The sequence below is a fragment of the Paenibacillus sp. LS1 genome (assembly GCF_026013365.1).
Taxonomy (GTDB): domain Bacteria; phylum Bacillota; class Bacilli; order Paenibacillales; family Paenibacillaceae; genus Paenibacillus.
This window is the reverse complement of the sequence record NZ_JAPDOE010000001.1, coordinates 1,480,468-1,493,731: the sequence shown is the minus strand read 5'-3', so window position 1 is coordinate 1,493,731 and position 13,264 is coordinate 1,480,468. Positions and strand designations below refer to the sequence as shown.

The window sequence follows — 13,264 nt, the reverse complement described above, 5'->3', positions numbered from 1 at the left end:
AAAATGGTGGATAGTCTATGAGTTGCATGACATGTGGCTCTCAGAAGGAAGAGCCCAGTAGTTGGGCTGCACGAAACTGCATTCATCAGGGGAAAGGAGCCTATACATATGTTTGGAAACGATTGGGACAAGGTGCTTCAGGAAGAGACGGAAGCCGAATATTTCAACAAGATTCGTTACACCCTCGCCGCCGAGTACAAAACGCAGACGGTCTTTCCGCCCAAAGAAGACCTGTTCTCCGCACTGAAGCTGACTCCGTATCATCAGGTTAAGGCTGTTATTATTGGTCAGGACCCTTATCACGGAGCGGGTCAGGCTCACGGATTGAGCTTTTCGGTTAGACCGGGGGTACGTGTACCTCCTTCTCTGAAAAATATATATAAGGAGCTTCACGCCGATCTGGACCTGCCGATTCCGAATCATGGATCTTTGGTCCATTGGGCACAGCAGGGAGTCCTGCTATTAAATGCTGTTCTGACGGTCCGCGAAGGTCAACCTAACTCGCATCAGGCACTAGGCTGGCAGACGTTTACGGATGCAGTAATTCGCGCACTGAATGAACGTTCAGAGCCGATGGTATATATGCTGTGGGGCAGTCATGCCCAGAAGAAAGGTGCATTTATCAATAGGGACAAGCACCTGGTACTGGAGTCTACACATCCTAGTCCGCTGGCTGCGCATCGTGGATTCCTCGGCAGTCGTCCCTTTTCCAAAGCCCATGACTTCTTGACCTCCAAAGGTATTGAACCGATCGATTGGAAGATACCTGAAAACTAGACAGATGGAGGTGAGAACATTGCGACATTGGATAGGACGAAAAGTAGCGGTATATCGTGCAACAGGCATACGGGAGCCACTGAAGGGAACGCTGGTCGAGTGGGATGAAGAAGCGGAATGTGTACGAATCGGACCCAAACGAATTAAGGTGTCGTTTGACAATATCGCAATGATCAGACCTCTTCCCGAAGAGAGTCTTCCCTTAAAGAAAGCACGTTCTGAAGTACACAAGGTTGGATATGTGATGAAAAAGGCGATTCAGTTCGAAAATGCCATCTATTTCAAGTCACAGGTTATGATCTGGCGCCGGGCCAAAATTGTAGCTTTATCCACGACGATTCTGCGTCATGATGAAGATCAGGTCGAACTTGCAGATGGCCGGGTTCTGCGTAAAGACAAGCATATGTTTGTCGTACGCTCACGCCGTGGGATACGTTAGTACACGAAGATTTAATATTCATTTCATGCAAAGATCATACGGATTTAATGTTCGGTCTGTATATTAGGTAATAACAACCCCTTCTAAATTGATGTGTATTGAAATGGGAGCCCGGCCGGCTGCAAACGGCCGGGCATTTTTTTGTCCATTTGTTTGTTAACCTGTTGTACATACCCATTACATTCCTGTTGTATACTATTAAAATAGAAAATTGAACTAAACATTTACACGAGAACGTAGAGGGCAGAAATAACCTGAAGAAGCGAAGCGTTCGCCTTTATCAACAGATTTTCACCTTTGTAAAATTGAATCAAAAAATCTGGGGATAACAGCGATCGGAAGGTTGTTCTGTCATCGAAGTGGCAAGTGTAAATATTCTTTAGTTCAATCTAAATAGATCATGAGAAGGAGTGAAACCCTATGAAACGTATAGCTGTTTTTGCAGGCTCCAATCCGGGAAATCACCCCGATTATACAGAGAAGGCTGTTCAACTGGGCAAACAGATTGCCGATAGAGGATATGCACTCGTTTATGGTGGTTCTTGCATGGGCTTAATGGGCGCAGTTGCCGATGCGGCTCTGAAGCAAGGTGGAGAAGTGATCGGTGTCATGCCTACCGGATTGTTCCGGGGTGAGGTTGTCCATGGAGGGCTTACACAGCTGATTGAAGTGGGAACCATGCATGAACGGAAGGCTACGATGGCAGAATTATCCGATGGATTCATTGCACTTCCCGGCGGCATGGGTACATTTGAAGAACTATTTGAGGTACTGTGCTGGGCACAGATCGGAATTCATCGCAAGCCTGTCGGCTTATTGAATGTCAACGGATATTATGGCCCGCTGATGAAGATGGTAGAGCATAGTGTACAGGAAGGGTTCTCCAACACGTCACATCTTAGTCTGTGGAGTCTGGAATCCGATCCGGCTGAACTGCTAGGCCAGATGTCATCCTATATTCCAGCAGAGTTGACCCAGAAGTGGTCACAGCTGAACGGGCAATGAGTGTATAAGAATAGAGGCTTGTAACCAATCGCTTCTGAGGAGAATTTTCGATCTGCCCAAGCAAGTTGCGCTATCGGACATAGTCTATAGTGTACTTTAGTGAAGAGGGGAGTGTCACTCATGAGCGAACTCAAAGGCACAGGTTACGGATACGGCGGAGGCTTCAGTGGTGGAGCATGGACATCGACAGGCGCAATTCTGGTGTTGTTCATTCTGTTGGTTATCATTTCTCGCACATTCATTCTGTAATTCGGTCCATATTCCGAGATGAGGGGTAGTGCTGCAGAGGCAGCCGCCCGAATACAAAATGACCTTTCCAAAGAGACGCCGGTACATGCCGGCGTTTCAGGGGAACGGTTTTTTGACGTTTTCAGAACACACAAGTAGCGATTGAAAAAGCAAAAACCTGCCCCTGAAAAAGGTCAGAAGCAGGAGAGAGCCTCCTGAGCCAATAGCTGCGTATCAAGCAGCTTACACCACAACAGCAGTTTGATCCGGATTACTTAACGATTTCCAGGCGATATATAGCCCGATGGCGGCTGCAATTAAGGAAAGTATAGCTGCAACAATAGCCAGCTGATCCAGTGTGTTGGGTGAACTGGAGTTAAAGGAACGCTGATTAGCCGTCTTGCCGGATTTGCTTTTGATATGGACAGATGATCTGGAAAGCCTGGAAGCCGACTGTAACTGGGATGTGCGAGGACGCGTAGGTGTCGATTTTTTCTTTGAGGGATTCAATAGTCAACCTCCTTATAACGGAGTGCAGTGCTTCCATCGTTCGTTCATACTATATTATGTCGATTTTCAGATTGAGTTCGCAAAAATGAGTGAATCCCCAGCCCGTTGGATGTTCAACCATACCGCATGTATTGGCTAAGTAAACAACCAATTAAACGCTCTGTTAATACAGGTCTAACAAACGGTGTTTATAGTGTAGATCATAGAGTTAACGTTGAACGCAGGAGGCGCTGGAATGAGGAACGTTGAAATTATTGCCCATCGCGGTGCATCTGCCGTATGCCCGGAGAATACGATGATTGCTTTTGAACGTAGCCTGGAGCTTGGAGCGACAGGCATTGAAACCGATGTGCAGATGACGAGTGATGGCCGATTGGTGCTGATCCATGATGAGACATTAAGCCGGACTGCGGGTGCAGAGGGATGGGTTAAGGATATAACTTATGATCAATTGCGCACATATGATGCTGGGTCCTGGTTTCACAACGATTTTGCCGGGGAACCTATTCCTTCTCTGGAGGAGTTATTCAGGCTCGTACAGGGAAAAGGAACCTTGCTTAATCTGGAGTTGAAAAATGGTATTGTGAGTTACAAGGGAATGGAAGAGAAGATTGTACAGACGATCCGAGACTGGAAGTTGGAGCAACAGGTCGTTCTGTCCAGTTTCAATCATGCTTCGCTGGTAAGGTGCAAGCGTCTTGCCCCGGAGATTCGTACAGCGCTTCTATATATGGAAAAGTTGTATCGTCCCTATGACTATGCCGTCAAACTTGAAGCTTCCGGCCTCCATCCCTACAAGCTGGCAGTTACACACGAAGACGTTGCCGCAGCACTGGCGCAGGGTGTTGTTACCTATCCATTTACGGTGAATGATCCTGCCGAGATGCAGGCTATGATTGACATGGGTGTACAAGGAATCATTACCGATGTTCCTGATGTCCTGGCATCCTTAATTACGGTACATACCCGTTAATTGATTCTGTGTTTTAAAGGTGTTCTACATATACAATGACAAGGCTGTGTTCGAGCTTTTTGGCTCCTGCATAGCCTTTTTACGTGCAAAATTGTGTGCAAATCTTCATATATGCAATAAACATGTCCCATTTGTCCATTGCCAGAGACCGTGGATTCACTTACAATGGTCTATGGGAATGAGAATCAATATCATTAAAGTTCGGTATTTATAGAGAGGTGATTGTTATGTACATAGGTTCAAACAGCTCTACTCATAACGAGGGTGGGCGCGTATGAGTTCAAAAGCTTCACCAGCAAATCATAATCCGGAATCACCCACAGCGAAGATACACACTCGTCCATGGGCAGCCACACTTATTCTTACAGGGGGAATTTTATTACTCGCTCTGGGTATGGCATTGTCCATTTCTTTTGGCGCTGCTGATATTAAGCTTGGTGTCGTCTGGAAGGCCATCTTCGACTTCAATCCTGAGCTGACTCCGCATCAGATCATATGGGAGATTCGCTTGCCACGTATTCTTGGTGGGGCGATGGTCGGTGCATGCTTCGCTGTAGCTGGTGCGATCATGCAAGGCATGACCCGTAACCCGCTGGCCGATTCCGGTCTGCTTGGCCTGAATGCGGGCGCTGGATTTGCGCTTGCGATCTGTTTTGCCTTTTTCCCGGGCTTGCCGTTTATGTACATCATTATGTATTCCTTCATTGGAGCAGGGCTTGGTGTTCTGCTGGTGTATGGTTTTGGTGCAGCTTCCAAATCGGGCCTTACACCTCTACGCCTTGTGCTTGCAGGTGCAGCTGTATCAGCGATGCTGTCAGCACTCAGTGAAGGGATTGCATTGTACTTCAGAATTGGACAAGATTTGGCTTTCTGGACAGCCGGTGGTGTAGCCGGAACGAAGTGGTCTCAACTGGAGGTCATGTTCCCATGGGTACTCGCTGCACTGATTGCAGGTCTTCTCATCTCCCGTTCCATTACGCTGCTTAGCCTCGGAGAAGATATTGCCGTTGGCTTGGGCCAACGTACCGGGCTGATCAAGCTCGTGGGCCTGATTGTTGTACTGATCCTCGCGGGTACAGCTGTGTCCGTCGTAGGTGCGGTTGGTTTTGTTGGACTCATTATTCCCCATCTTACGCGAAAAATAGTTGGGGTGGATTATCGTTGGATTATTCCATGCTCCGCTGTAATGGGCAGTCTGTTACTTGTATTTGCGGATCTGGCTGCACGTATGATCAACCCGCCGTACGAGACGCCAATTGGCGCATTGGTTGCCCTCATCGGGGTACCGTTCTTCCTGTATCTGGCGCGTAAAGAAAGGAGGACTCTGTAACGATGGAATCCTCAACAATAGTTGGAGCAGAGCGCAAAAAGAGAGCCGAGAGCACGATTGTCCTCATTGTGCTTGGCCTATTAATTATTACGGCTTTTGTGGTGAGCATGAACACAGGTTTTACCAAGCTTTCGCCGCTTGAGGTGATGCGTACCTTGTTTGGCGGAGGCACGGCGAAGCAGGAATTGATCCTGTTTGAATTCCGTCTGCCACGTATCGTGATTTCGGTGCTGGTCGGGGCCGGACTTGCGTTATCTGGTTGTATTTTGCAAGGGGTATCCCGCAATGCGCTGGCAGATCCGGGTATCCTCGGGATTAATGCAGGTGCTGGACTGGTCGTCATGTTATTCGTTTCCTTTTTCCCGACAACGACAGCAGCACCGGTATTTCTTTTGCCAATTCTGGCCCTGATCGGTTCCGGTTTTGCTGCATTTCTGATCTACGTACTCTCTTACAAAAAAGGAGAAGGCATTCTGCCTACTCGCATGTTGCTTACGGGGATCGGGGTAGCGGCGGGAATCAGTTCTGCCATGATCGTGCTTACGTTGCGGCTTAGCCCGGAAAAGTATCAATTTGTAGCTACCTGGATGGCAGGCAGCATCTGGGGCTCGAACTGGAAATTTGTAACGGCATTGCTGCCGTTTCTAATCGTGCTTGTACCGATTGTTCTGTATAAGGCACGTGTATTGAACGTACTTAATCTGGGTGACCAGACTGCGAGTGGACTCGGGGCTCCGGTTGAGCGTGAGCGACTGATTCTGCTTGCAGCTGCGGTGGGGCTTGCCGGCTCATGTGTATCTGTGAGTGGTGGGATCGGTTTTGTCGGTCTGATCGGACCGCATCTGGCACGTCGTCTGGTGGGTCCAAAACATCAGTTCCTGTTACCCGCATCTGCACTGATTGGTTCATTGCTCGTGCTGGTTGCAGATACGCTGGGCCGTGTCATCCTACAGCCTTCAGAGATACCTGCGGGTATTCTGGTTGCCATTATTGGTGCGCCATACTTCCTGTACCTCTTAAGCAAGACGAAATAGAACGTAATCATCATTGTGTGGTTGCATAAGGAGGACTTTAGTCCATGCTTCGCCGTTTCTTTGCCTATTACAGGCCTTACAAAAAGCTCTTTATTCTTGACTTCAGTTGTGCGATTCTAGTCGCTCTGCTGGAGCTGGCTTTTCCACTTGCGGTTAACCGGGTAGTCGATGATCTGCTGCCAGGCGGCCGCTGGGACTGGATTCTATGGGCGTGTCTGGCATTGCTGGGCATCTACTTATTGAATTCATTCCTGAACTTCGTGGTTACCTATTGGGGACACAAGCTCGGTATTAACATTGAAACGGATATGCGTAAAAGTCTGTTCAATCATGTGCAGAAGTTATCATTCCGTTTCTTCGACAATACGAAAACAGGGCACCTCGTATCCCGCATGACTAACGATCTGATGGATATCGGCGAGATTGCCCATCATGGTCCAGAGGATGTATTTATCGCGGTGATGACACTGATTGGTGCATTCAGCATCATGATGAGCATTAACGGTAATCTGGCGGTGTTAACCTTTATCATCGTACCGCTGATTATTTATCTTTCGCTCTACTTTGGTAGCAAAATGTCCAAGGCATTCAGCCGAATGTTCGGTGATATTGCGGACTTCAACGCTCGCGTAGAGAACAATATTACAGGTATTCGTGTTGTTCAGGCTTTTGCTAATGAAGAGCATGAAAAAGCACAATTCGCTGTGAACAACGGTCGTTTCCGTCAGACGAAACTAATCGCATACAAAATCATGGCCTGGAACTCCTCTGTCAGTTATATGCTGATGAAGCTGGTATCCCTTTTTGTCTTGGTATGCGGAACGTGGTTTGTCATTCAAGGCAGTATGACCTACGGTCAGTTCATTGCATTTATTATGTTGTCCAATGTGTTCCTGACACCGATCCAGAAGATCAACTCGGTTATTGAGACGTATCCAAAAGGGATTGCAGGCTTCAAACGTTATACGGAGTTGCTCGATATGGAACCGGATGTGGAAGATCGTCCAGGAGCCGTTACGGTATCCCATTTACGTGGAGATATTCGTTACGAGCAAGTCACTTTTGGTTATTCGGATCAGGAGCCTGTGCTCAAAGGGATTGATCTAAACGTTCATGCAGGTGAAACGGTAGCCCTTGTCGGTCCATCGGGTGCAGGAAAAACAACGCTGTGCAGTCTGCTGCCGCGGTTCTATGATGTGCTGGAAGGTCGCATTACGATCGATGGGCAGGAGATACAGGACATGACACTGGATTCCTTGCGCAGCCAGATCGGAATTGTACAACAGGACGTCTTCCTCTTCGATGGAACCATTCGGGAGAATATTGCCTACGGCAAGTTGGATGCGTCCGAAGAAGAAATCTGGATGGCCGCCAGACGTGCCCAGATGGAACCTTTGATCCAATCAATGCCGGAAGGATTGGATACGTTAATTGGTGAACGCGGCGTGAAGCTGTCCGGTGGACAGAAACAGCGTTTGTCCATTGCCCGTATGTTCCTGAAAAACCCACCAATTCTGATCCTGGACGAAGCCACATCCGCGCTGGATACAGAAACGGAAGCAGCCATTCAGCAATCCCTTGCTGAGCTGTCTGAGGGCCGGACGACACTGGTTATTGCTCACCGATTGGCTACGATCAAAAATGCAGACCGCATTATTGTCGTTGCTGAACAAGGCATAACGGAGCAGGGACGTCATGAAGAATTACTCGCAGCAGGTGGGGTGTACAGCCGCCTTCACTATGCGCAGTTTGGCGCGTAATCTATTCGATGTGGATGTAACAATGTAAATATGTAAATATGTAAATATGAGAAGTAACGCCATCGTTCTTGACTTGGAAGGAGTCAGGACGATGGCATTTTTTTCTTTTTCATGATTATTGTGTGGGTAGGGGGTGCTGGACTGTTGTCTGCCTGTGATCATGGGTATGGAAACGGGTAATGATAGTAAAGAAAACACTTAACGTGTAAGATATGTTCTTCATCTTGCAAGATATAGGAGGTACACGATATGCAGTTGAACGATATGCTAAAAATTCTTATAACCTGTCTATTATTTATTCTGATTTGGTGGCTACTGACTCAAGGGATTCGCAAACTTTCCAGTACTCGTGCGGGGTCCGGTTTCCGACGCTGGGGTGGATGGTCCATTGGACTTTTCGTTGTTGGCGCCGTGCCACTCGGTTTTTCGCTATACACAGAGATCTTTGATAAGCGCCTGGACGCCAACATCGGGTTGGGGCTTGCCATGTTTTTTGTATGGGCCTATTGTGTGATCTTGTTGTGTGCAGCGTTGGTGGTATGGGGTAGGTATGTGTATAAGCAGCGTACAAAGCTGTGAATGGTTTAATAACCTGTTTACGAGGGTCACATCTGCATGTTTGGACATAAGGACATAAGGAAAGGCTCATGACCGAATTCGTTTAGAGAATTCATCATGAGTCTTTTGGGTTAGTTTATGATTATTCTAAGATTACCTGTCCGCTTACATGTGCAGCCTCTTCTAACACTACGTCGATTTGGATCGTTTCACCTGCTCGGATGCCTATACGATCTTCCACGTAGGGAACATAGTTGTCGCTATTAACCCACATCGCAATGTTTGCACTATAATCGTAATCAATACCTGTTACGGTATATCTGCCATTCTCATCTGTCTCGACCAGGTATGGGATACTTGTAACTTCAATTTTAGCGACAGCGATGGGCTGGCCAGTCTGGTCTTTTACCGTACCCATGATTGTGGAAGGCTCATACAACTGGATGTCATGCTCCACCTCATCACCAGGTCTTAGCGTAAAGGTATCGTATTTATTATATGAAATGTAGGTGATGAAACCATCAGCACTGACGTACAAATACATATCTGTGGAATCTCGTACAACAGCCTCAATATGGTAATTTCCGTTCTCATCTGCTACTGTACTATATTTCGTTATTTCTCCTAGATGATTGAGTTCATATTCAACATTGGCGTGAGGTACCACATTTCCTCCTCTATCCGTAACTTTTCCATAAATAACAGCCGGTAAGGTGATATCGTTCTCGTAAGTGGAAGGTGATGCCGCTGAACCAGCAGCATGAGATGTTTCAGCATATGTAATGTAAAGTAAGATAGTAAAAATACATAGCATGAATGATTGAATTACCCATTTTGGACTTTGGATCATATATGGTTCCCCCCTCATTAATTATATTACCTAATATAAATGATACGTTTTGTATCAAAAGAAAACAAGAGGACTTTTGGGTGCATTTATAAATCAAGCACTCAAAGTTGGCTCTATTGTTATGCAACAATAACCTGATCTGGGACGTCAGCAATAAGAAGTAGAAAGTGAATGTTGTTAGAGGGGGAACCAACAGTTGTCTAATCTTCGTATCGTTTGTACAATGCTCTCGATCTGGATACTAGGGCTTACGGGATGTACTGCCTCAAATGAATGCAAGTCAGCTCAGACGATTGCAAATTCACCGACAGAAAAGGGCTTCACTGGTTATGTGGTTGAACGTAAAGACGATTCGATTCTTGTTGTTGATCCTGCATTTCAAGATTACAGTTCCAATGGGGAAGAAAGTCGGTATTATCCGGCAAAATGGTTCTCTAATGCGCCTGATCCGCAGATCGGCGCCTATGTTGAAGTCTGGACGGATGGAAGACCAGAAAATCAACCCTATCCCGGGCAGGCCAGAGCAGAAAAGATAGCGGTATCTTGTCCAAATACTCCAGAAGGTGCCCATCTAAGTGAGGCAGACGCCATTCGGGGTGGACTATACTCACCAGATGGAGAAAAATTACGTGTTCCTGTGATTGAAGATGTACAATTTGATCAGGATGCTGGAATATGGACGATTCGCATGAGAGATGCGATGTCAACGACGAAGAATCAAGATAAGAATGATATTAGAGTAGAGGATGTAGAGCTAACCGAGTAATGGTGGGGAGTAAAAGTATTCATATGATTTGAAGAGAGGGATTTTTAAATGGATATTAGGAAGTTTCTTCCCCGCGATAAGTCTGATTTCGAAGCGGTGGGCAAGTTAAATGAATTTAGTAATGTGGAATTAAAAGTTATCATCCCAGAGCTGATGGAGTGGTTGCAAGACGGGAATTGGCCTATCTCTAAGCCGGTAGAGGATCTACTATTGAGACTGGGCGAAGACGTAATTCCTCATATTAAGGATGTATTGCAAACCCAAGATTCTACATGGGAATATTTTATTTTAGTCGGATTAATTGATCGATTACCTATATCTCATCTAAGTATGCTACAGACGGATTTGGTAAGGATACTGGAATCTCCTACACATGATGAGATACTAGAGGAGTTGGATGAGGTTATCTTGGAGCTTTTGGAAAAGATGAAGGTACATTAACTAGAGACCACTGGAGATGTAAGTTTGGGTACATAGAAACTGGTGATTAGCGTTCTAAGAAAGACTGAAATATTGAAGATGGAGTGATAAAAAGCTAAATTCTTCCTCCTACTTGTTTACGTGTCTCCTGAATCTTAATTGTTACTCAATAATAGTATTTTAACAACCTTGAGCGCCTAACCGTTCAAGGTTGTCTTTTTATCATTGAATCAGATTACAGACTATAGATTTATATATGAATCTGTTGTGCCAGAAACGAACGTATGTTTTATAATTAAATTGACTTTTTGTCCTGACAATAATATATTATTGTCAGGACAAAAAAAGAGGTGAAGCAATGTCCGCCAAAAAGATGGGGCGGCCTAAATCTGACAAACCCAAAAGCAGAACGATTGAGATACGTGTCGATGAGGAAATTATGAATAAGCTCGATATTTCGGCTGAGAAGCTGAATACGAATCGATCAGACATCGTTCGAAAAGGGATTGAGAAGATATACGACGAGCTCCAAAAATAAAAAAAAGCAGCGCTCGTCCCACGAAGAACAACGCTGCTTCCTATTCCGCAATCACTACGAATGAGCGACTGCATAAATATCCTACCATGTGCAGAACGCTCATTCAAGTGAGGTGTGAGTTAATATACAGGAGGATGCACATGAATTCGATATTAGAAGCACTATATAATGGACGACTTCGACCGGATGAGATGATGATACCGACACATCCTGAATACCAAGCGTTAGGGCGGCAGATTGCAGCTCTTACAGAGCGATGGAAGAATCAATTGAGCGAGGACGAATTTCTTGAGCTTGAACAGTTATTTGACTTGTGTGGCAGATGTGAGGGCATGCATACGGAAGCAGCGTTTGCACAAGGTTTTCGTCTAGGGGCTAACATGTTAATTGAAGTCATGAGTCAGCGTGGGGAATCGGTGTTGGAGTTTAACTAAGTTTAACAATGTGAGAATAGATCAGGTTTACTTTTACAGCTAAATTTTCAGAAAATGACGTGCATACAACATACTTATTTTGCACCATAAAAATGTATCATAAATTGATTATAACAAAGCCCTCAAATCCTCTCTGCATTCAGCAGCGTGGTTCGAGGGCTTCACTTAAATATAGAGTTAACAATTTATATAGGGAAAGAACCTGTTAAACAAATTGTTCTTTAATCCACAATATTCCCCGCCATCTTCAGACGGCGAGCAATTTCCTTGAATTCTTCTTGAGAGATGCCTGGTGCGAATTCTTCCTCCACTGCAGGCGATTCCGGAATCGGGAATCCTTCCGGTATCCCTTGAATAACTTCCAAAGGTTGTCCATCTTCGGGATGAGTCCCTTTCCAGATCTGGCCGATCGTGTTAAAGTCTTTATCGCTATAGGTATATAGCTTGGTGTGTACCCCTTTATCTTCATATTTACGAGCCTCGTTAAAGGCTTTGTTGTTCAATGAAGGAATAGGCACCAGCTTGGTTACATTTACACCAGTTGCAATCTCAAGTGCTTTGGCATATGCCACGACATGCACACCGCCACGCACCAGCAGGTAACCGACAACTTCCCGGGCTGCGGGGTGATCGGTCATTTCGTATACTTTCATTTTATGGGTACGCGCTCCGCATTCAAGGAAAAAGTTGTGCAGCAGATCCTCGACCAGGTTACCACTGTTGAAGACATGGGTTCCAGTCCACGGATTACCCATGGAGTCGAAAGGCATCGCTCCCTGTGCACCTGCCAGAAAATGATACGACAGGCGAGCATCTTTCACGGAGCCCAGAGGTGTATCATCGGGTTCTTTGTATTCGGTTGAGCCTCTGAGGCACTTGTTAATGCCATGAGACACCAGCTCAACATGACCCAATTCTTCGGCCGTGATACTCATGACGAGGTCATAGAAGGGCTTTAACTTTTCTTTGGAGCGAAAATTAAACGATTGATAGAGGTAGTTGTTCAATGTTGACATTTCTCCGAATTTGCCACCGAGCAATTCTTGTATGGCTGCCGCGGCATTCGGATCTGGCTTCTCGACATTAGGAATCTCAATCAGGATTTCATCCAAGCGTTTGAACATTCGGGTGTAACCTCCTCAAAGTGGTATTGCAGATCGTGTAGGGTTTCAGAATCGTGAAGTCACCTCATATCATCTCTCTTTTGTTATTTCCAATACGGTGAATTTTATGTATAATCAAACACTCAAACGAGTCTTCCAGTTACATGAGAACCATGATTTTTTAAAGGAGTAAGAAATGAACAAACGTTGCATAAAAATGGTGTGGATGTTGATGTTTCTAATGATTCTGATGTACATAAGCAGCGAGCCTGTCACAGCATATGTCGTTACAAATGAGGTTCAGGTGGATGAAGAAACGAGGCAGTTACTTGAAAAGAAATACGAGTTGGACCGTCCTCAGGATCCACAGACACAACAACCCATTTTCTCGGGTGACTGGGGAATTAGCTTTCGTACTGATCCTGATTCGTTAGACAGGCTTCTCCTTGTGGTTCCCTTTTCTTTACGGCCACTGGCCTGGATCTTTCGTTTATTCGTGTAAAATAAAACCCGGACGGGCAATATAACAGAAACATTTT

17 protein-coding genes are annotated in these 13,264 nt (G+C 45.7%); 14 read left to right on the top strand and 3 right to left on the bottom strand.

Annotated elements, in window-relative coordinates; genetic code table 11:
* Positions 1-108 precede the first annotated feature (108 nt).
* From ung to OM416_RS06450, 4 genes are all read left to right on the top strand, one after another.
* Entirely contained in the window at positions 109-777 is a 669-nt protein-coding gene (ung, locus tag OM416_RS06465; protein WP_264928022.1) for a uracil-DNA glycosylase, read from the top strand.
* Positions 778-796: 19 nt separating this feature from the next.
* The gene (locus OM416_RS06460) at positions 797-1,216 is read left to right on the top strand and encodes a hypothetical protein (protein ID WP_017687369.1); all 420 of its coding nucleotides are present in this window, start codon (positions 797-799) and stop codon (positions 1,214-1,216) included.
* 420 nt (positions 1,217-1,636) lie between these two features.
* Complete coding sequence (locus OM416_RS06455; RefSeq protein ID WP_264928021.1) at positions 1,637-2,221, top strand: TIGR00730 family Rossman fold protein; 585 nt, start codon at positions 1,637-1,639, stop codon at positions 2,219-2,221.
* Between the two features lie 120 nt (positions 2,222-2,341).
* Positions 2,342-2,470 carry a hypothetical protein gene (locus tag OM416_RS06450; protein ID WP_017687371.1) on the top strand — a complete coding sequence of 43 codons (129 nt, stop codon included), beginning with the start codon at positions 2,342-2,344 and terminating at the stop codon, positions 2,468-2,470.
* A 222-nt stretch (positions 2,471-2,692) separates the two neighbouring features.
* Here OM416_RS06450 and OM416_RS06445 read toward each other — a convergent pair whose 3' ends face one another.
* On the bottom strand, positions 2,693-2,959 hold the full coding sequence (locus tag OM416_RS06445; RefSeq protein WP_264928020.1) for a hypothetical protein: 267 nt from the start codon (positions 2,957-2,959) through the stop codon (positions 2,693-2,695).
* A gap of 235 nt (positions 2,960-3,194) precedes the next feature.
* Between OM416_RS06445 and OM416_RS06440 the strand changes: the two genes are divergently transcribed.
* The 5 genes from OM416_RS06440 to OM416_RS06420 all read left to right on the top strand — a co-directional run bounded on the left by OM416_RS06440 (position 3,195) and on the right by OM416_RS06420 (position 8,635).
* On the top strand, positions 3,195-3,932 hold the full coding sequence (locus OM416_RS06440; protein ID WP_264928018.1) for a glycerophosphodiester phosphodiesterase: 738 nt from the start codon (positions 3,195-3,197) through the stop codon (positions 3,930-3,932).
* Positions 3,933-4,206: 274 nt separating this feature from the next.
* Complete coding sequence (locus tag OM416_RS06435; RefSeq protein WP_062835410.1) at positions 4,207-5,262, top strand: FecCD family ABC transporter permease; 1,056 nt, start codon at positions 4,207-4,209, stop codon at positions 5,260-5,262.
* 2 nt (positions 5,263-5,264) lie between these two features.
* Entirely contained in the window at positions 5,265-6,296 is a 1,032-nt protein-coding gene (locus OM416_RS06430; RefSeq protein WP_264928017.1) for a FecCD family ABC transporter permease, read from the top strand.
* A 44-nt stretch (positions 6,297-6,340) separates the two neighbouring features.
* Positions 6,341-8,056 (top strand): ABC transporter ATP-binding protein, encoded by a 1,716-nt coding sequence (locus OM416_RS06425; RefSeq protein ID WP_076328068.1) that lies wholly within the window; start codon positions 6,341-6,343, stop codon positions 8,054-8,056.
* A 249-nt stretch (positions 8,057-8,305) separates the two neighbouring features.
* Positions 8,306-8,635 (top strand): hypothetical protein, encoded by a 330-nt coding sequence (locus OM416_RS06420; RefSeq protein ID WP_264928016.1) that lies wholly within the window; start codon positions 8,306-8,308, stop codon positions 8,633-8,635.
* 121 nt (positions 8,636-8,756) lie between these two features.
* Here OM416_RS06420 and OM416_RS06415 read toward each other — a convergent pair whose 3' ends face one another.
* Entirely contained in the window at positions 8,757-9,464 is a 708-nt protein-coding gene (locus OM416_RS06415) for a carboxypeptidase-like regulatory domain-containing protein (protein WP_264928015.1), read from the bottom strand.
* 196 nt (positions 9,465-9,660) lie between these two features.
* Between OM416_RS06415 and OM416_RS06410 the strand changes: the two genes are divergently transcribed.
* The 4 genes from OM416_RS06410 to OM416_RS06395 all read left to right on the top strand — a co-directional run bounded on the left by OM416_RS06410 (position 9,661) and on the right by OM416_RS06395 (position 11,622).
* Entirely contained in the window at positions 9,661-10,230 is a 570-nt protein-coding gene (locus OM416_RS06410) for a YobA family protein (protein WP_264928013.1), read from the top strand.
* 48 nt (positions 10,231-10,278) lie between these two features.
* Positions 10,279-10,671 carry a DUF5071 domain-containing protein gene (locus OM416_RS06405; RefSeq protein WP_264928012.1) on the top strand — a complete coding sequence of 131 codons (393 nt, stop codon included), beginning with the start codon at positions 10,279-10,281 and terminating at the stop codon, positions 10,669-10,671.
* Between the two features lie 337 nt (positions 10,672-11,008).
* On the top strand, positions 11,009-11,188 hold the full coding sequence (locus OM416_RS06400) for a ribbon-helix-helix domain-containing protein (protein WP_017687382.1): 180 nt from the start codon (positions 11,009-11,011) through the stop codon (positions 11,186-11,188).
* Between the two features lie 140 nt (positions 11,189-11,328).
* Complete coding sequence (locus OM416_RS06395; RefSeq protein ID WP_264928010.1) at positions 11,329-11,622, top strand: DUF6809 family protein; 294 nt, start codon at positions 11,329-11,331, stop codon at positions 11,620-11,622.
* 221 nt (positions 11,623-11,843) lie between these two features.
* Here the strand turns inward: OM416_RS06395 and OM416_RS06390 are convergent, their stop codons facing one another.
* The gene (locus OM416_RS06390) at positions 11,844-12,746 is read right to left on the bottom strand and encodes a manganese catalase family protein (RefSeq protein ID WP_264928009.1); all 903 of its coding nucleotides are present in this window, start codon (positions 12,744-12,746) and stop codon (positions 11,844-11,846) included.
* Between the two features lie 175 nt (positions 12,747-12,921).
* Between OM416_RS06390 and OM416_RS06385 the strand changes: the two genes are divergently transcribed.
* Complete coding sequence (locus OM416_RS06385) at positions 12,922-13,227, top strand: hypothetical protein (protein ID WP_264928007.1); 306 nt, start codon at positions 12,922-12,924, stop codon at positions 13,225-13,227.
* Positions 13,228-13,264: the final 37 nt, after the last annotated feature.